General features: G+C 72.9%; 16 protein-coding genes. 6 read left to right on the top strand and 10 right to left on the bottom strand.

The genetic code is table 11. From position 1 onward, the window contains the following. Positions 1 to 106 precede the first annotated feature (106 nt). Positions 107 to 523, bottom strand: a complete 417-nt coding sequence (locus OU787_RS20015) for a hypothetical protein (protein ID WP_157852499.1) — start codon at positions 521 to 523, stop codon at positions 107 to 109. Positions 524 to 840: 317 nt separating this feature from the next. Here OU787_RS20015 and OU787_RS20010 point away from each other — a divergent pair, with 317 nt between their 5' ends. From OU787_RS20010 to OU787_RS19990, 5 genes are all read left to right on the top strand, one after another. Then, positions 841 to 2184 carry a sugar phosphate nucleotidyltransferase gene (locus OU787_RS20010; protein WP_030462624.1) on the top strand — a complete coding sequence of 448 codons (1344 nt, stop codon included), beginning with the start codon at positions 841 to 843 and terminating at the stop codon, positions 2182 to 2184. Between the two features lie 116 nt (positions 2185 to 2300). Continuing rightward, on the top strand, positions 2301 to 2993 hold the full coding sequence (locus OU787_RS20005) for an SDR family oxidoreductase (protein WP_030462625.1): 693 nt from the start codon (positions 2301 to 2303) through the stop codon (positions 2991 to 2993). Positions 2994 to 3000: 7 nt separating this feature from the next. After that, positions 3001 to 5136 carry a glycogen debranching protein GlgX gene (glgX, locus tag OU787_RS20000; RefSeq protein ID WP_051817423.1) on the top strand — a complete coding sequence of 712 codons (2136 nt, stop codon included), beginning with the start codon at positions 3001 to 3003 and terminating at the stop codon, positions 5134 to 5136. Then, positions 5133 to 7307: an AGE family epimerase/isomerase gene (locus tag OU787_RS19995; RefSeq protein WP_030462627.1), complete on the top strand. Its 2175-nt coding sequence runs from the start codon at positions 5133 to 5135 to the stop codon at positions 7305 to 7307. Before glgX ends, OU787_RS19995 begins: the two co-directional genes overlap by 4 nt. A gap of 95 nt (positions 7308 to 7402) precedes the next feature. Then, the gene (locus tag OU787_RS19990; protein WP_051817424.1) at positions 7403 to 8653 is read left to right on the top strand and encodes an IS701 family transposase; all 1251 of its coding nucleotides are present in this window, start codon (positions 7403 to 7405) and stop codon (positions 8651 to 8653) included. 83 nt (positions 8654 to 8736) lie between these two features. On the opposite strand, the gene OU787_RS19985 is transcribed toward OU787_RS19990, so the two are convergent. The 9 genes from OU787_RS19985 to OU787_RS19945 form a co-directional block, all read right to left on the bottom strand. Then, positions 8737 to 9564, bottom strand: a complete 828-nt coding sequence (locus OU787_RS19985; protein WP_030462629.1) for an SDR family NAD(P)-dependent oxidoreductase — start codon at positions 9562 to 9564, stop codon at positions 8737 to 8739. A gap of 72 nt (positions 9565 to 9636) precedes the next feature. Beyond that, positions 9637 to 10011, bottom strand: coding sequence for a nuclear transport factor 2 family protein (locus OU787_RS19980; RefSeq protein ID WP_030462630.1), 375 nt, complete (start codon positions 10009 to 10011; stop codon positions 9637 to 9639). 41 nt (positions 10012 to 10052) lie between these two features. Beyond that, entirely contained in the window at positions 10053 to 11261 is a 1209-nt protein-coding gene (locus OU787_RS19975; RefSeq protein WP_030462631.1) for an MFS transporter, read from the bottom strand. A 147-nt stretch (positions 11262 to 11408) separates the two neighbouring features. Next, positions 11409 to 12596, bottom strand: a complete 1188-nt coding sequence (locus tag OU787_RS19970; protein WP_051817425.1) for a low temperature requirement protein A — start codon at positions 12594 to 12596, stop codon at positions 11409 to 11411. Between the two features lie 94 nt (positions 12597 to 12690). After that, a complete protein-coding gene (locus OU787_RS19965) occupies positions 12691 to 13137 on the bottom strand; it encodes a VOC family protein (RefSeq protein WP_030462633.1) in 447 nt (148 codons plus the stop codon). Positions 13138 to 13144: 7 nt separating this feature from the next. After that, a complete protein-coding gene (locus OU787_RS19960) occupies positions 13145 to 13516 on the bottom strand; it encodes a nuclear transport factor 2 family protein (RefSeq protein WP_030462634.1) in 372 nt (123 codons plus the stop codon). 48 nt (positions 13517 to 13564) lie between these two features. Beyond that, a complete protein-coding gene (locus OU787_RS19955; protein ID WP_030462635.1) occupies positions 13565 to 14368 on the bottom strand; it encodes an ester cyclase in 804 nt (267 codons plus the stop codon). 21 nt (positions 14369 to 14389) lie between these two features. Beyond that, positions 14390 to 15937, bottom strand: a complete 1548-nt coding sequence (locus OU787_RS19950; RefSeq protein ID WP_268660200.1) for a GMC family oxidoreductase — start codon at positions 15935 to 15937, stop codon at positions 14390 to 14392. Then, positions 15937 to 16362 (bottom strand): hypothetical protein, encoded by a 426-nt coding sequence (locus OU787_RS19945; RefSeq protein ID WP_268660199.1) that lies wholly within the window; start codon positions 16360 to 16362, stop codon positions 15937 to 15939. Before OU787_RS19945 ends, OU787_RS19950 begins: the two co-directional genes overlap by 1 nt. Positions 16363 to 16682: 320 nt before the next feature. Here OU787_RS19945 and OU787_RS19940 point away from each other — a divergent pair, with 320 nt between their 5' ends. After that, positions 16683 to 17519 (top strand): type 1 glutamine amidotransferase domain-containing protein, encoded by an 837-nt coding sequence (locus OU787_RS19940; protein WP_268660198.1) that lies wholly within the window; start codon positions 16683 to 16685, stop codon positions 17517 to 17519. Positions 17520 to 17537 lie beyond the last annotated feature (18 nt).

Here is a 17537-nt window from a genome sequence, read left to right as displayed (position 1 = left end):
GCAGCCCCGCAGACGGGATGTCGCCCACCGCGTACCGGGTGCGGTACTGCGTCACGTGCGGTGGGCGACTATCGAATACCGGGATTTTCGGAGGTGCGAGTTCCGGTCAGTACTGCGCGGTGTGCAGGATGGGCCAGCCGCGGTCGCGGGCCAGTTCGGTCATCAGCGGGTCGCGGCCGACCACCCGCGGGTTGCCGACCACCCGCAGGATGGTGAGGCCCTCGCGGCGGTCGCCGTAGGCGAAGCACTGGGCGGCGTCCAGCCCGAGCCGGGCCATCGCCTCCACCACCACCTCGGAGCCCGCGGCGTCGGGCGAGTCGGCGTACAGCACCAGATCGGCGGCGAATCCGGTGCCCGAGGTGGTCGGGCGGCCGGCGGCCGGCCAGTCGGCCGCATCGCCGGGCGGGTCGCCGGGCGGCGGTCCGCCGGCGATGCAGACCAGCAGGTCGCCGGCCGAGCGGTGGCGGGCCGCCGCCTCCAGCACGGTGAGTACCGAGCCGGCCGACAGCAGGTTGTGTCTCACGTCGAAGAATGCCGCGCGGCGGCCGCTCCGGTTGATCACGCTCCCCCGTTCCCGTACTGCTCTCGCTCTGTTCGCGCGCGGAGCGCGACCGACCGGGATAATCATGCCGCAAGCATTTGCAGTCGTGAAGTCTCAACTTTGCCGACGACCGAATTCCTATTCCCGAAAGAATAATATTCCTTTCGGAATCGATCCACCCCCGACCACCGCCCCGGTAGATGACATGTGCACGTCCATTAACTTTACAGCTCCCTTGACACGATTTGACACCTGGTGTTGTATCTGCTTCGACAAGGTCGCCTAGCAGGGGAAGCGAGATGGCCGAGCGAGACGGCGGGACGGTCGGGATCATCCTGGCCGGCGGACGGGGAGAACGCGCGAAGCCCATCACCCTCGAGTCCGCGGACTACATCCGGAGCAAGGCGCTGATCCCGTTCGCGGGCCGACGGCTGATCGAGTGGGTCGTCGACGCCTGCCGGGACCAAGGCATCCGCCGCTTCTACGTGGTGGCGCAGGGCCTGGAGAACCGCAGCCAGATCAAACTGCTGCTGGGCCACGGCGAGCAGTACGGGGTGGAGGTGCGCTACTCGCGCTCCAGCTTCGACCGCTACAACGTCGGGTCCGGCGCCGCCACCCTGCACAACCTGGAGCAGTGGGACCTCACCGGGCGGGCGCTGGTGCTCCCGGTCGACTCGGTCTTCGACTTCTCCCTGGCCGAGCTGGAGGCCACCCACGAGGAGAGCAACGCCGTGGTCACCGTGGCCGCGGTGGCCCGCAGCCCGCTCGAGGTGGCCGGCAAGTACGGCGCGATGCGCACCGGGGCCGACGGCCTGGTCTCCGGCTTCGTCGAGAAGCCCAGCCTGGCCCGGGTGCACGAGGTCTTCCCGGAGGCGACCAGCGACAACTGCGCCCTGGTGCCCACCAACGCGGGCATGTACCTGGTGGACTGCCGCCGGCTGCGGCTGGCCGCCCGGGAGCCGCAGCTGATGCGGCAGGCCCAGCAGCGCCTGGACTGGGGCGGCGACCTGCTGCCCTGGCTGGTCGGGCACGGCCGCACGGTGGCCGCGCACCACATCGCCCGGCTCGGCGACCTCGGCAACGTCGAGGACTACCTGGCGACGCTGCGCCAGGTGCTGTCCGGCGACTTCCACCAGATGAACCGGCTGATGCCCGAACCGCACAACGACCGCCCGCGGTACTGGATCCACGAGAGCAGCCTGCACACCAAGGACGACGCCTCCGGCACCACCCTCGCCGACAAGATCGCCAGCGGCGACGTGGTGATCGGCCCGGGCGTCCGGATCGGCCGGCACGTCACCGTCGGCTCCGGCGTCCGGCTGGAGCACGCCGACATCGGCGACGGCGCCGAACTGCGCGAGGGCGCCCGGCTGAGCGGGACCTCGCTCGGCGACTCCTCGCTGGTCGGCCCGTACGCCCGGATCAGCGACTCCTACATCGGCCCGATGGCCGACATCCGCTCCACCCGGGACGACCCGGTCCGGATGGACGGCTACTGCGCGGTCGGCGACGGCGTGCACGTCCGGCAGGGCACCCGGCTCACCGGCGTGAGCATCTACCCGCGGCTGCGGGTGCCGGCCCTGGCCAACCTGCCCTCGGGCACCCGACTGACCAGCTCCGACGACATCCTGCGCTGGATCTGAGCGCACCCCGACGGTCCGGCGCGGCCCGAGCACCCCGAGCACCCCCGAGCACCCCGAGCACCCCCGAGCGGACCCGGGCAGGACCCGGGAAGCCCCCCAGAGACGAGGAGCAAGCGATGGACAACCCCGTGGCGGTGATCGGCGGCTCGGGACGGCTGGGCCGCCTGGTCGCCCAACGACTGCTGGACCGCGGCGCGCCGGTCCGCGCGATCGGCCGCAGCGTGCAGCACGCCCGGCGCAGCCTGCCGCCCGGCGCGCTCTTCTTCGAGGGCGACGTCCGCCGGCCGGAGACCCTGCGCGAACCGCTGGCCGGCGCCTCGGCCCTGGTCTACTGCGTCGACCCGGGCACCGCCGACAGCGGCCCGGACCGGCCGGAGACCACCGCCTACCAGGGCGTGCGCAACGCCCTGGCGGCCGTCGCGGAGGGCGGCCACCGCCCCCGGGTGGTGCTGGTCAGCCAGATCCACGCCACCCACCTGGCCCACCCGCTGAACGCCTACGGCCGGGTGCTGGAGTGGCGGCTGGCCGGCGAGAACGCGGTCCGCGACTCCGGCCTGCCGTACACCGTGATCCGGCCGGGCTGGCTCACCGACACCCGGGAGGCCGGCGAGCGGGTCCGGCTGGAGCAGGGCGACCTGGGCTCCGGCCAGGTCTCCCGGCCGGACCTGGCCGAGGCCTGCGTCCAGGCGCTGCTCCACCCGGCCGCGGACGGCGTCACCTTCGAGATCTTCAACGAGCCCGGCAGCGCCTCCCCGGCGTGGAGCGAGGCGTTCGCCGGGCTCCAGGGCGACCGGACGCCGGTGGGCTGACGACGACATGAGCCAACACCACGAGGCCCGCAGGGCCGCGATCGAGGCGGCCGCGATCGGACCCGGCCGCGCCCAGCCGCTCGGTGCCACCCTGGACGCCGACGGGGTCAACTTCTCGCTCTACTCCGAGCACGCCACCCGGGTCGACCTGCTGCTCTTCGCCCACCACGAGGACCTGGCCCCGGCCCGGGTGGTCCCGCTCGACCCGGAACGGCACCGCAGCTACCACTTCTGGCACTGCCACCTCTCCGGCCTGACCGAGGGCCAGGTGTACGCGTACCGGGTCGACGGCCCGCGCCGCACCAGGGAGTCCGGCACCTTCTTCAACCCGCGCAAGGTGCTGATCGACCCGTACGCCCGGGCCAACGTCAACTCGCTGTGGGACCGCACCCGGGCGGTCGGCACCGAGGACAACTGCGCGTACTCGATGCGCAGCATGGTGGTCGACCTGGACGGCTACGACTGGGAGGGCGACGAGCCGCTGCGCACCCCGCTGGCGGACACCGTGATCTACGAGCTGCACGTCGGCGGGCTCACCGCCTCGCCGTCCTCGGGGGTGGCCCATCCCGGCACCTTCAACGGGGTGGTGGAGAAGATCCCGTACCTGAAGGAGCTCGGCGTCACCGCGGTCGAGTTGCTGCCGGTCTTCGACTTCGACGAGCGGCAGGTGCTGCGGATCGGGCCGAACGGCGCGCCGCTGCACAACTACTGGGGCTACGACCCGTTCGGGTTCTTCGCGCCGCACACCGGCTACTGCTCGGACCCGTGCGAGTGCACCCACATCACCGAGTTCCGCGACATGGTGAAGGCGCTGCACCGGGCCGGCATCGAGGTGATCCTCGACGTGGTCTTCAACCACACCTCGGAGGGCAACGAGAACGGCCCGGTGATCAGCTTCCGCGGCCAGGCCAACGAGGTGTACTACCACCTGTGGCCGCAGGACCGCCGGCACTACATGGACTTCACCGGCTGCGGCAACGCGATCAACGCCAACCACCCGGCGGTGGCCAAGTTCGTCATCGAGTGCCTCGAGTACTGGGTGACCGAGCACCACGTGGACGGCTTCCGGTTCGACCTGGCCTCGGAGCTCTCGCGCGGGGCCGGCGGCTACGAGATGGACGTACCGCCGGTGCTGTGGGGGATCGAGCTGTCCGGGATCCTCTCCGAGTCGAAGATCATCGCCGAGCCGTGGGACGGCGGCGGCCTCTACCAGGTCGGCCGCTTCCCGGGGAAGCGCTGGGCCCAGTGGAACGGCCCCTACCGGGACGACGTCCGGCGCTTCGTGCGCGGCGACGCCGGCCTGGTCGGCACGGTGGCGACCCGGCTCGGCGGCTCGCCCGACCTGTTCGGCAAGGACGGCGAACTGCCCACCAACAGCATCAACTTCATCACCTGCCACGACGGCTTCACGCTCAACGACCTGGTCAGCTACGACGAGAAGCACAACTGGGCCAACGGCGAGGCCGACGCGGACGGCGCCCACGAGAACTTCAGCTGGAACTGCGGCGTGGAGGGCCCCAGCGACTCGGCGGACGTCGAGCGGCTGCGGGTGCGGCAGATCAAGAACCACGCCGCCGTGCTGCTGCTCAGCCGGGGCGTGCCGATGCTGCTGGCCGGCGACGAGTTCCGCAACAGCCAGGGCGGCAACAACAACGCGTACTGCCAGCACAACGAGACCGCGTGGCTGGACTGGAACCAGGCCGAGAAGGAGACCGAGGTCCGGGACTTCTTCCGGAACATGACCGCGCTGCGCCGGCGCTTCCGCGCGGTGCGCGAGGCCCGGTTCTTCTCCGGCCGCACCAACGCCCGCGGCCTGCCCGACGTCACCTGGCACGGCACCCGGCTGGAGCAGCCGGGCTGGGACGACCCGCAGGCCCGGGTGCTGGCGCTGACCCTGGCCGGCTTCGAGGGCGACCCGGACCTGCACGTCATCCTCAACATGTTCCACCTGGGCCTGGACTTCGAGCTGCCGCCGGTCGACGGCCACCGGTGGGCCCGCCTGGTGGACACCGCGCGGGGCCCCGGCGAGGACGTCCTCGCCCCCGGCGCCGAGGAGCCCGTCCACGGTCACGGCTTCCACGCCCAGGGCCGCAGCGTCGTCGTCCTGGTGGCGCTGCCCGACGAGGGAGGAACGCACCGATGAACGCACCCGACACCCGGCGGATGTACTCCGACAGCATCGCCGGCTACGTCACCAGTTACGACCCCGCCCACGACCGGTTCGGCCTGCGGACCTCGGACGGGCGCGAGTTCACCATCCACCTGGACGGCTTCCTGGGCTCGGAGATCGTCCGCAACCTCGGCGACGGCCCGCGCGACACCGGCGCGGCCACCCGCGACATGCTGGCCGAGGGCCGGTACGTCTTCGTCTACGGCCTGTTCTACCGCTGGGACGGCGGCGAGCGGATCGAGGCCCGGCAGATCACCTTCCCGGAGACCAGCCGCGGCAACTACGTCTTCGAGCACCCCAAGTGGTGGGTGCAGCAGGCCGCCGAGATCGCCGACTTCTACCTGCGCGGCCACTTCCCGGACGGCCCCGGCAAGGACGGCCGGTACGACTGGCGCAGCTTCCGCACCCGGCTCACCCTGAGCGGCACCCACGTCCCGGACTTCACCGGCGCGGACGTGCGGCAGGAGACCGACACCATCTCCCGGCTGGTCTACGGCCTGGCCACCGCCTTCATGCTCACCGGCGAGGAGCGGTTCCTGAACGCCGCCGAGTCCGGCACCGAGTACCTGCGCGAGCACATGCGGGTCGTCGACGACGCGGAGGGCGTCGTCTACTGGTACCACGGCATCGACATCGGCGGGGCCGGCCAGCGCAAGGTCTACGCCTCGGAGTTCGGCGACGACTTCGACGCCATCCCGATGTACGAGCAGATCTACGCGCTGGCCGGGCCGACCCAGACCTACCGGATCACCGGCGACCCGCGGATCCTCGACGACATCGACCGCACGGTCGCCCTGTTCGAGCGCTTCTTCCGGGACGAGGAGCAGGGCGGCTTCTTCTCCCACCTCGACCCGATCACCATGGACCCGCGGGCCGACTCGCTCGGCCCCAACCGGTCCCGGAAGAACTGGAACTCGATCGGCGACCACGCCCCGGCGTACCTGGTCAACGCCTACCTCGCCACCGGCCGGGAGGACTTCTCGAAGCTGCTGGAGGAGACCGCCGACACCATCGCCGAGCGCTTCCCGGACGAGCCGGCCAGCCCGTTCGTCCAGGAGCGCTTCCACGGCGACTGGAGCCCCGACCGCTCCTGGGGCTGGCAGCAGAACCGCGCGGTGGTCGGCCACAACCTCAAGATCGCCTGGAACCTGACCCGGATCCGCGCCCTGCACGACAAGCCCCGCTACTCCGAACTGGCCGAGCGGATCGCCGAGTTGATGCCGCCGGTCGGCAGCGACCAGCAGCGCGGCGGCTGGTACGACGTGGTGGAGCGGGTGGCCGACCCGGACACCGGCGCCCACCACCTGGTCTGGCACGACCGCAAGGCCTGGTGGCAGCAGGAGCAGGCGATCCTCGCCTACCTGATCCTGGCCGGCGTCTCCGGCGACCCGGAGCACCGCCGGCTGGCCCGCGAGTCGGCCGCCTTCTACAACGCCTTCTTCCTCGACTACGACGACGGCGGCGTCTACTTCAACGTGCTGGCCAACGGCATCCCGTACCTGGTCGGCACCGAGCGGCTCAAGGGCAGCCACTCGATGGCCGGCTACCACGCGCTGGAGCTGTGCTACCTGGCCGCCGCCTACACCGGCCTGCTGATCACCTCGGCGCCGCTCACCCTGCACTTCCGGCCGCAGCCCGGGGCCTTCCCGGACCGCCTGCTGCGGGTGGCGCCGGACCTGCTGCCGGCCGGCTCGGTCCAGCTCTCCCGGGTGTGGGTCGACGACGAGCCGTACCAGGACTTCGACCCCAAGCAGCTGACCGTCCGGCTGCCGCTGAGCAGCCGCCCGCTGAAGGTCCGGGTGGAGGTCGAGCCGGCCGACATGCGGCTGCGGGTCTCCAGCGACTTCGACGGCAAGACCGCGCACATCCACTGCGAGGGCGTGATCGACCGCGAGGAGCTGGAGAAGTTCCGCCGCTGCCTGGCCGAGGCGCTGTCGGTGGAGCCCCGCCGGGTGGAGTTCCACCTCTGCAAGGTGACCGAGATCGGCCGCCCGGCCATCAACGAACTGCTGTTCCAGCGCGCCAAGATGGGCCTCGAGGTCGACTTCGTGATCGTCGGCTGCAGTCTCCCCGAGGTCACCCAGGCCCTGCTGGCCACCGACGCCTTCCTGGTCGACGAGGACCGGACCTGCGTCACGGACTGACCCGCCGCCCCGCCCCCGCCGTGCCCCACCCGGCGGGGGCGGGGCCCGGCCCGACCGCCATCGCGCCAGAACCTCACCCAAGGATCGATGTGTCCATGATTTCGAACCTCCGTGCACCGCACGCCGGCCTGCGGCAGGACGGAATCTCCGCGTACTGCCACGAACTCTTCAGCTGCTTCGCCCGCTCCGACCAGCGGCGCTGGGGCGAGGTCTACCTCCGCGGCCTGCGCCAGGCGGACGGCCGCAAGACTCCCGCCAACATCTCCGAGCAGGTGCTCGGCCGACGCACGGTGCAGCCCATCCAGCAGTTCGTCAACCAGTCCACCTGGGAGGTGGGCGACGTCCGCCGCCGGCTCGCCGAGCTGGTCGCCGCGGCCGCCGCCCCGCTCGCCTGGGCCGTCGACGACGTGGTGTTCGCCAAGAACGGCACCCGCTCGGCCGGCGTCGCCCGCCAGTTCGTCCCCGCCGAGGGCCGCACCATGAACTGCCAGCTGGCCCTGGCCACTTCGCTGGTCCTGCCGCACGGCGCCCAGCCGGTCGCCTGGCAGCTGGCGCTGCCCCGGCACTGGGACACCGACCGGGCGCTGCGCACCCAGGCCCACCTCCCCGAGGAGGCCCGGCACCTGCCGCGCTGGCGGCTGCTGCTCGACTCGGTCGACGAGATGCTGGGCTGGGACGTGCCCGGTGCCCCCGTGCTCGCCGACTGGAGCAGCGAGAAGGAGGTCGAGCCGCTGCTGCTCGGCCTGGAGGAGCGCGGCCTCGGCTACCTGGTCCAGGTCGGCGCCGGCACCGTGCTGCCCGCCTGCGCCACCGGCGCCCAGCGGGCCCTGCCGGTCACCCACGGCGCCCAGCCGGTGCGCCGGGCGCCCGCCACCGTCCGCCGGCGGGCCGCCGAGCTCGCCGACGAGCCGGTCCCGCAGGGCGACCGCGCGGTGCTGGCCTGGCGGGAGGGGCCGGCCGCCCGGGTGCGGCACTCGCAGTTCCTGGTGGTGCCGCTCTCCGACGGGCGCGGCGCCCGCCGCGGCCGCTTCGCCGAGCTGGCGCCCGCCGCCCCCCGCCACCTGGTGGTCGAGTGGCCGTTCGGGCGCTCCCAGCCGCGCACCTACTGGGTGACCGACCTGCCGGTGCACCGGCTGCCCGAGCTGGTCGCCCTCGCCGAGCTGCGCGGCCGCTCCGCCGACACCGTCGAGCGGCTGCACCGCGACTACGGCCTCGGCGACTTCGAGGGCCGGTCCTACCGCGGCTGGCACCACCACGTCACGCTGGTCGCCGCCGCGCACGGCTACGACCTGCTGGGCCGGCTGGCCGGCCTGGAGGCCGCCCACGAGTCCTCGGCCACCGGCTGACCGGCGCCGCCGGCACCTCGGGGGCGGCCCGGCGGGCCGCCCCCGAGCGCCGGGTCCGGGGCGGACGCCCACCGGGCCCCGGCTCAGCGCGCCGCGTCGAACGGCACGCCGGTCAGCTGCTCGCTCAGCGCCCGCAGCCGCGCCCGCGCGCCGCTCTCGTACGCCTGGTTGCTGGCCCGGGCCTCGGTCGAGCGGTTGAAGTACCGCCCGGTGACGCCGTCCAGGGCCGGGTCGGTGACCAGCCGCAGGGTGTGCCGCACGCCCTCGGCGACGGTGCTCTGCGGGGTGTAGAGGTTGACCACCATCTTGGTCGGCATGTACGACGCCGGGTGCAGCGCGTTGACCGTCACGCCGGTGCCGGCCAGTGCCTCGGCCAGGTCGAAGGTCAGCATGATCTGGGCCAGCTTGGCCTGGCAGTACGCCTGGACGCCGTCCCAGCCGCGGCGCAGCATCACGTCGTCGAAGTTGACCGGCGCCTGGCCGGCCGAGGTGACGTTGACGATCCGGGCCGGGGCGGAGCGGGCCAGCAGCGGGGCGAGGCGCACCGACAGCACGTACGCGGCCAGGTAGTCGACCTGGAAGGTCAGCTCGTGGCCGTCCCAGCTCTCCTGGCGGTCGAGTTCGACGCCGATGCCGGCGTTGTTGACCAGCGCGTCGAGCCGTTCCAGGCCGGCCGCCCGCTCGGCGAGCTTGTGGATGTCGGAGAGCCGGGCGAAGTCCGCCAGCAGGTAGCTGATCCGGTCGTTGCCGGTCTCGGCGCGCAGTTCGGCGAGCAGGGCCTCGCCCCGCTCCCGGCTGCGGCCGTGCAGCACCAGGGTGGCGCCGCGGGCGGCGAGTTCGCGGGCCATGGCGCGGCCGAGGCCGTCGGTGGCGCCGGTGATGAGGACGGTCTGTTCTTCGATGGGGGTCACAGCAGCCTCCGTGGTCTGGAGAAGGGCGCTGCCCGGAAGCGCCGTCGGTGCTTCCGGGCAGCGGATGGTCGATCAGACGATCGGGTGGCCACTGGCGGTGGTCTCCGGGACGTTCTCCTTGACGTCCCAGTGCTCCGCGATCAGGCCGTCGGCGATGCGGAAGACGTCCACCACGGCCATGCCGCGGTCGCCGTCCTGCGCGGTGAAGTGGCTGTGCACGAAGACCAGGTCCTGGTCGGCGGCGATCCGCCGGATCGTGAACCGGCCCTGCGGGACCTGGGTCTTGAACCCGGCGACGAACTCGACCACCGGCTTGCGGCCGTCGGGCAGGTTGGGGTTGTGCTGGACGAGGTCCTCGGCGAGGAAGCGGTCGGCCTCGTCGGTCTCGCCGTCGTTCCAGACGGTGGTGAGGTACTGGGTCACCAGCTGCTTGTTGTGCTCGGACATCTCGGACTCTCCCGTTCGTGGGTTTCGGTGGTGCCTGGTGGTCAGGAGGTGGATGGTGCGGGGACCGGCTGCTCGGCCGGAGCCGGGGCCGCCGGGGTCTTGGTGCCGCGGCCGGACAGCACGTGCGCGCCGGCTGCCGCGATCAGCATCAGCAGGGCGAGCCCGGGCATCAGGGTCGCGCCGACCGAGGGCAGGAAGGTGGAGCCGATCAGGCTGCCCAGGCTCATGCCCAGGTACAGCGCGGAGGCGTTCAGCGCCAGGATCAGCGCCGGGTGGGCGGGCAGCACGGCGATCAGCCGGGCCTGCTGCGGGGCCTGGTACATCTGGCTGAAGAAGGCCCAGACCGCGAACAGCAGCAGGCCGGCGACCGCCGCCTTCGGGGTGACGACCAGCAGGGCCAGGGCCGCGCCCAGGCCGACCAGCGACACCGTGATGGTGCGGGTGCCGCCGAGCTTCTCGCTGATCCGCGGCGCCAGCCCGTTGCCGATCACGCCGACGACGCCGAAGGCCATCAGGGTGCCGGAGACCATGCCGGCGGTGGCGTCGAAGCGGGCCGCCAGGTAGGCGCCGGCCACGCCGTACACGGTGAACTGGGCGGCCATGAACAGCAGGGTGGTGGTGACGGTGGGCAGCGCGCCGGGGGTGCGCAGCGCGGCCCGGTACGCCTGGGCGGTCGGCGGTTCGCCGGCCGGCAGGTCCGGGACCAGCACCGCCACCAGCACCAGGGCCAGCGCGGAGAGCGCGCTGACGCCCAGCAGGGCCGGGCGCCAGCTCATGGTGGAGCCCAGGAAGGAGGCGAGCGGGACGCCGAGCACGGAGGCGGCGGTCATGCCGGCGAACACCGTGGCCAGCGCCCGGTGGCGCCGCTCCGGTCCGACGATGGCCGCGCCGGCCGCCGAGGAGGCCGGTCCGAAGATCGCCGCGCCGATCGCGCCGAGCACCCGGGTGAGCGTCATGGTGGTGTAGTCGGGGGCGACGGCGCTGAGGCCGCCGCCGACGGTGAGCAGCGCCAGGCCGAGCAGCAGGACCTTCTTGCGGTCCATCCGGCGCAGCAGGGCCGGTGCCGTCGGCGCGCCCACCGCGAAGGTGAGGGCGAACACGGTGACCAGCAGGCCGACGCTGGCCGGGGCGACCTCCAGGCTCTTGCCGATCGGGGCGTTGAGGCCGACGACGGCGAGCGAGATGGTGCCCAGGCTGAAGTAGCCGAGTGCCAGCGCGAGCAGGGCAGGGGTGGGGTTTCGAGGATTCACGGGACCTCGTTTCGCAGGTGGATTCCGGTGCGCGGTGAGCAGGTTCGGGTGACGGCATCGGCCGGGCGTGCCCGCGTTCAAAACGCTAGCCAGGCGGCCCGGGCCGGGTGCTCGGACCGCGCCCCCGCGGGGCACTGTGAAAGGTCGTCAGCGGTACTGCGTCAACTCGTGACCGGTGGGAACGGGACGGTGGAACAGCAGCGGCACCGGGCGCCCGGTGGCCACCAGCCAGTGCTCCAGGCCGCTGACGGCGACCAGCAGGACGGCGGTCGCCCCCAGGGTGGCGATCGCGGGCAGGAACGGGGCCCCGGCGGCCAGGCCGAGCAGGCACAGTCCGGCCCCGATCCGGGTCGCCGAGGCGGCGCCGAACATCCGCCAGCGGGTGTAGCCGAAGGTCAGGGCGAAGATCGCGGCGCCGATCGGGAGCAGGGCCGCGCTCGGGTCGTGCGGGACGCCGGTGGGGTGGGCGACGGTGTTGCCGGTGCCGACCGCGACCAGCAGCAGGCCGAGCACCAGCACCAGGTGGCCGTAGCTGAGCACGTCGCGCACCACGGTGGCCGGGGTGCGGTGGGTGCGCATCGCGTGCTCGACGGCGGGCGCGGCGAGGTGGAAGTACAGCCACCACAGCGCGCCGCCGATCACGAAGCTGAGCACCAGGGCGGCGATCAGCGCGGCGGTGAGCGCCCCGGCCGAGGCCCGGGCGCCGACCGCGAGGATGTTCTCGCCGAGCGCGATGATGATGAACAGGCCGAAGCGCTCCGGCAGGTGGGCCGCGCTGTAGGTCATGGCGTGCAGCCGGCGGCTCATCACCGCGGGCAGCACGGCCTCGGCCAGGATGGCGCCGGCCCAGATCGCGGCCCGGGCCGGGCCGCTGGCGAAGGCCCCGGCGGTCAGCGCCAGCGCGAACACCACGCCGACCGAGTACGGGTGGATGGTGCGGGCGAAGGGGCGGTCGCGCCGGGTGGCCTCGCCCATCAGCAGCCGCAGCACCAGGTACGAGCCGGCGAACAGCGCCGCGCCGGCGTGCCCGGACATCGCGCGCGGCGCGGCCACGCCCATGCCGTAGGTGGCCAGGCCGGCGGCGAGCAGCAGCAGCCGTTCGACGTGGGTCTCCTCGACCATGGTGACGGCCAGCGCGACGTCCACCCAGGCCCACCACAGCGGGGTGAGCATCAGCAGGGCCTGGCCGAACGTCGCCCAGCTGGGCGCGTGGCCGAGGATGTGGGTGGTCTGGCTGACGCCGAAGGCGAGCACGATGTCGTAGAACAGTTCCGCCCAGGTGGCCCGGGAGCGGGTGCCGTCGGCGGCGTGCTCGTGGGGGTGGTGGTGGAACATCTCCTCACCCTCTCTGCCCGGGCGGGGACGTCCGGGCGGTACGGGCAGTGGCCGGCCCGGCCGCCGCGGGGGCGGGCGGGCCGGCCGGTGGGGGTCAGGCGTCGTACCGGGCCAGCTCCTCGGGGCTCTGGTCGGTGTAGCCCTGGCTGACCTCGATGACGACGCCGTCCGGGTCGGTGACCCAGACCGTGCGCCAGCCGGGGATGTACTCGTCGAAGCCGAGCGGGCCGAGCGAGACGCTCAACCCGCCGTCGGCGCCGGCCAGGAAGGCGTCCACGTCGTCCACCTGGAAGGCCAGGTGGCGGACCGTGCCGGGGTTGGCCGGGCCGTCCTCCTTGGCGGCGGGGGCGGGCTCGGCGTCGCTGGCGAACAGCTCCAGCCAGGCCTCGCCGCGGCGCAGGAAGACCACCTGCCAGCCGTCGCCGGCCACCACCCGGGCCCGGCGGAAGCCGAACCAGCGGGTGTAGAACTCCTCGGTGGCCGCCTGGTCGCGGCAGTTGAGGCCGACGTGCGCCCAGCGCAGTGCGGCGGGTGCGGTCATCGCGGCCTCACTTCCCGAGCACGGGGGCGAACGGCGCGCTGTCGTGGAAGTTCGCCATGTAGACGATCTCGCCGCCGACGACGCGGAAGTAGTTGCACACCCCGGCCTCGACCTCCACGCCGGCGTGGGTGCGCCCGGTGATCCGCGAGACCACGGCCGCCTGCTCGCCGTCGATCACCACGTGCACCGGCTTGTTGGCGAACTCGGCGTAGGTCTGCGGGAATCCGCGCATCATCTCGCGCAGCGTCTCCCGGCCCTCGACGTGTCCGGCGAGCTGCTCGTCCATCACCGTGTCGGCGGCGAACAGGTCGCACCACGGGTTCCAGTCGCCCGCGTTGGCGAGCTCGTAGTAGCGGTCCACGACACCCCTGGTGTCCATGGGTCTCCTCCTGGGTCTGGGGGTGAACTCGGTGGGTGGGGGCGGGTGTTACGGGAGCTCGACGCCGAGCTGGGCCATCAGGCCGGCGGTGTCGGCCTGCACCCAGCGCTCGACGACCTTGCCGTGCTCCAGCCGGTAGACCTCCAGGCTGGTCCAGCTGACCTCCTTGCCGGTCGGCTCGATCCCGAAGAACGGGCCGACGTGCCGGCCGGTGAAGGTGATGTGCATGATCACCTTGTCCGGGTCGGCCGGGTAGAGGGCGTCCAGGTGGGCGTGGAAGTCGAGCGCCCGGTGGGCGCCGATGATGATGCCCTTGAGCTCCTCCAGGCTGGTCACGCTCCAGGCCGGGTTGTTGTCCCGGAACTCGGGGCCGAACAGCTCGTCCAGGTCGTCGTATCGGTGCGCGTTGACCGCGTCGCTGACCCGCTGCACCACGGCGGTGTTCTCGGCGCCGCGGGCCAGCTGCTCCTTCAGGCCGAGCAGGTCGTCCTGCGCCCAGCGCTCGGCGAGCAGGCCGTCCTCGGCGCGCCAGATCTCGGTGGTGGTCCACTCGACCGGCCGGCCGGTGGCGGGGATGCCGAGCAGCTCGCCGCGGTGGGTGCCGGTGAGCTTGACCCGGGTGACCACGCGGTCCCCGGCGGTGAACGCCTCCTGCAGTTCGCCGCGCAGGTCGAGCGCGTCGTGCGCGGCCTTGAGGGCCTGCTGGTAGCTCTCCAGGCTGCTGATGTCGAAGCCCGGGTGGTGGTCCCGGAACGCGGGGTCGATCACGGCGGCGATGCCGTCGGGGTCGTTGCGGTTCAGCGCGTCCAGGAAGCGCCGGTACAGGTCGAGGTTGTCCTGCTGGTCTGCCATCGTCGGCCTCCGGTCGGGGGGTCAGGGACGGTTGAGGATCAGGTCGGCGGCCTTCTCGCCGATCATCACGCTGGGGGCGTTGGTGTTGCCGGCCACCACGGTCGGCATCACCGAGGCGTCGGCGACCCGCAGGCCGTCGATGCCGTGCACTCGCAGGTCCGGGCCGACCACGGCGTCGGGTCCGGGGCCCATCCGGCAGGTGCCGGCGGGGTGCCAGAGCGTCGTGGCGTTGGCGCGGACGTACGCGCGCAGCTCCGCGGTGCCGACGGCTCCCTTGCCGGGGCCGTACTCCTCCCCGCGGAAGTCGTCGAAGGCCGCGGTGCGGGCCAGTTCCCGGGCCAGTCGGACGCCTTCGACCAGGACGTCCAGGTCGGCCGGGTCGCTGAGGTAGCCGGGCCGGACCACCGCGGTGGAGCGCGGGTCGGTGTCGCGCAGGGTCACCGTGCCGCGGCTCGCGGGCAGCAGCGCGATGGGCGCGAAGGTGAAGCCGGGGCCGGCCCGCAGTGCGGCGGGGGCGTCGGCGGGCAGGAACTTCACCGGCCCGAAGGTGAACTGCAGGTCCGGTCCGCGCGCGGGGTCGGCGGCGGCGGTCCGGGTGAACAGGCCCGCCTCGGAGAGCGGCGCCCCGGGCGGCAGTTCGCGCAGCGACTCGTAGCAGACCGGCGCGAACAGGTGGTCCTGCAGGTTGCGGCCCACCCCGGGCAGGTCGAGGAGCACCTCGACGCCCGCGGCGCGCAGCTGGTCGGCCGGGCCGATGCCGGACAGCAGCAGCAGTTTGGGGCTCTCGAACGCGCCCGCGCAGACGACGACTTCGCGTGTCGCCCGCAGGGTGTGCGTCCGGTCGCCCTGGAGGTACTCGACGCCGACCGCGCGGCCGTCCTCGACCAGGATCCGGGTCGCCTGGGCGCCGGTCTGCACGGTGAGGTTGGGGCGGGCCAGGGCCGGCCGCAGGTACCCGGTGGCGGTGCTGGAGCGGCGGCCCCGCGGGGTCCGGGTGTGCTGGTAGTGGAACCCGAAGCCCTCCTGGTGCTCGGCGTTGTAGTCGCCGTCGCCGCCGTGGCCGGTCTCCCGGGCCGCGGCGACGAACGCCTCGGCCAGCGGGGTGGGTTCGGCCGGCGCGGCGACCTGCACCGGGCCGCCCGCGCCGCGCCAGGCGGAGGCGCCGCCGGCGTAGTCCTCCGAGCGCCGGAAGTGCGGCAGCACGTCCCGGTACCCCCAGCCGGGGTTGCCCAGGTCGCGCCAGCCGTCGTAGTCGCGGCGGCTGCCGCGCACCCACATCAGCGCGTTGACCGCGCTGCAGCCGCCGGCCAGGCGGCCGCGGGCGACCGGGATCCGGCGCCCGTCGACGCCGGGTTCCGGCTCGGTGGCGTAGCCCCAGTCGACGGCCGTGCTCCAGTCGGCGGTGAGCAGTTCCAGCAGGGCGCCGGCGTCGGTGCGGTGCAGTTCCTCGCGCCCGGGCCAGCCGCCGGCCTCCAGCAGGACGACGTCCGCGGAGCCGTCCTCGCTGAGCCGGGCGGCCACCGCGGCGCCGGCCGAGCCGGCGCCGACCACCACGTAGTCGGCTGCCATCAGCCGGCGTCCCCGACCGGGGTGAGGGTGCCGACCCGGTAGCGGACGATCCGCGGCGCGCCGGTGGCCGGGTCGCGGGCCAGCTGCCAGCTCTGCTGCACCCGGAACACCTTCCGGTGGCCCTCGGCCAGGTGCTCGGCGGCCCAGACCACGGTCAGCTCGATGCCGACCAGGCCGTCCGCCTCGGTGGCGGTGAACTCCTCCAGGGTGTGGCTCTGGTCGGCGAAGGCCCCGCCGACCGCGGCGTACCAGTCCCGGAAGTCGGCGTGCGAGCGGAGCGTGCGCTCCGGGAACGCCATCTCCAGGCCCTCGTCCGCCACCAGCGGCAGGAGTTCCTCCACCGGCTTGTGGCTGCTCAGCAGGTCGAACCAGTTCTGTGCGAATTCCCTGATTTCCGGGTTCTTCCCGGAGTTCGTCTCGGGCATTTCCGATTCCCCTTTCCGCAATTCGTGAGCGCGGCTGACAGGGACGCTAGAATCCGGCCCGCCGGAGCGTCAACGGCCCGCCGCGCCCTTCCCCGCACTGTGCGAAGTCCCCTCCCGTCCTTCGGCAACTCGGCTGCTCGAAGGCGTCCCGGCCGGCCCGGGGGCCGGACCGCGGGACATGCCGAAGTGCTTTCGCCGACTTCGCAGTGTCCCGGCGGACGGGGCCCCGGCCCTGGTGCGAATTCCGCGGCGACTGTTAGACAGAACCGCCGCCGACTTCCGGCGGGAATTCGCAAGGCAATCGAAGGAGAACACCGCCGATGGCGAAGAAGCGAATCCTCATCGTGCTCTCCGAGTACGGGTACTGGGGTGAGGAGCTGGTCGGGCCGCTGGAGACCTTCGACCGGGCCGGCTACGAGGTCACCTTCGCGACCCCGACCGGCAAGCGCCCCGCGGCCCTGCCGCCGAGCATGGACCCCGAGTACATCGACCCGCCGCTGGGCCGCTCGGTGACCAGCACCGAGATGGCCGAGAAGGTCAAGGTCCTGGACCGCTCCAGCCGGCTGGACGAGCCGCTGGACCTGGCCTCCTGGCTGCCGGACCGCCCGTACCGCAGCCGCAGCGACTTCCTGCGCGCCTGGGAGGGCTACCACACCCGCCGCGAGCAGGTGCGGGCGCAGATCGCCGAGCGCTACGACGCGCTGCTGATCGTCGGCGGCAGCGGCCCGATCGTCGACCTCGCCAACAACTGGCGGATCCACGACCTGATCCTGGCCTTCCACGCCCTGGACCTGCCGATCGCCGCCGAGTGCTACGGCATCGCGGCGCTGGCCTTCGCCCGCGAGCAGGACGACCGGGTCAGCATCCTGCGCAACAAGCACGTCACCGGGCACTGCATCGAGTACGACTACAAGGACGGCACCGGCTTCATGGGCACCGACTTCGTGATCGGCCCGCCGCCGTACCCGCTGGAGTACATCCTGCGCGACGCGACCCTCCCCGACGGGGCCTTCCACGGCAACTTCGGCAAGGAGACCTCGGTGATCGTCGACTACCCGTTCATCACCGGGCGGTCCACCCCGGACTCCTACCTCACCGGCCAGAAGCTGGTCGAGGTGCTGGAGCACGGGCTGCGCCAGTGGGGCTTCACGGCCTGACCCGCGCCGGCCGCGGGG

Origin of the sequence: Kitasatospora sp. YST-16, from assembly GCF_026802215.1 — a bacterium.
GTDB lineage: Bacteria > Actinomycetota > Actinomycetes > Streptomycetales > Streptomycetaceae > Kitasatospora > Kitasatospora cineracea.
Note: the sequence above shows the minus strand (reverse complement) of the source record. Positions and strands in the feature narration are given on the sequence as shown.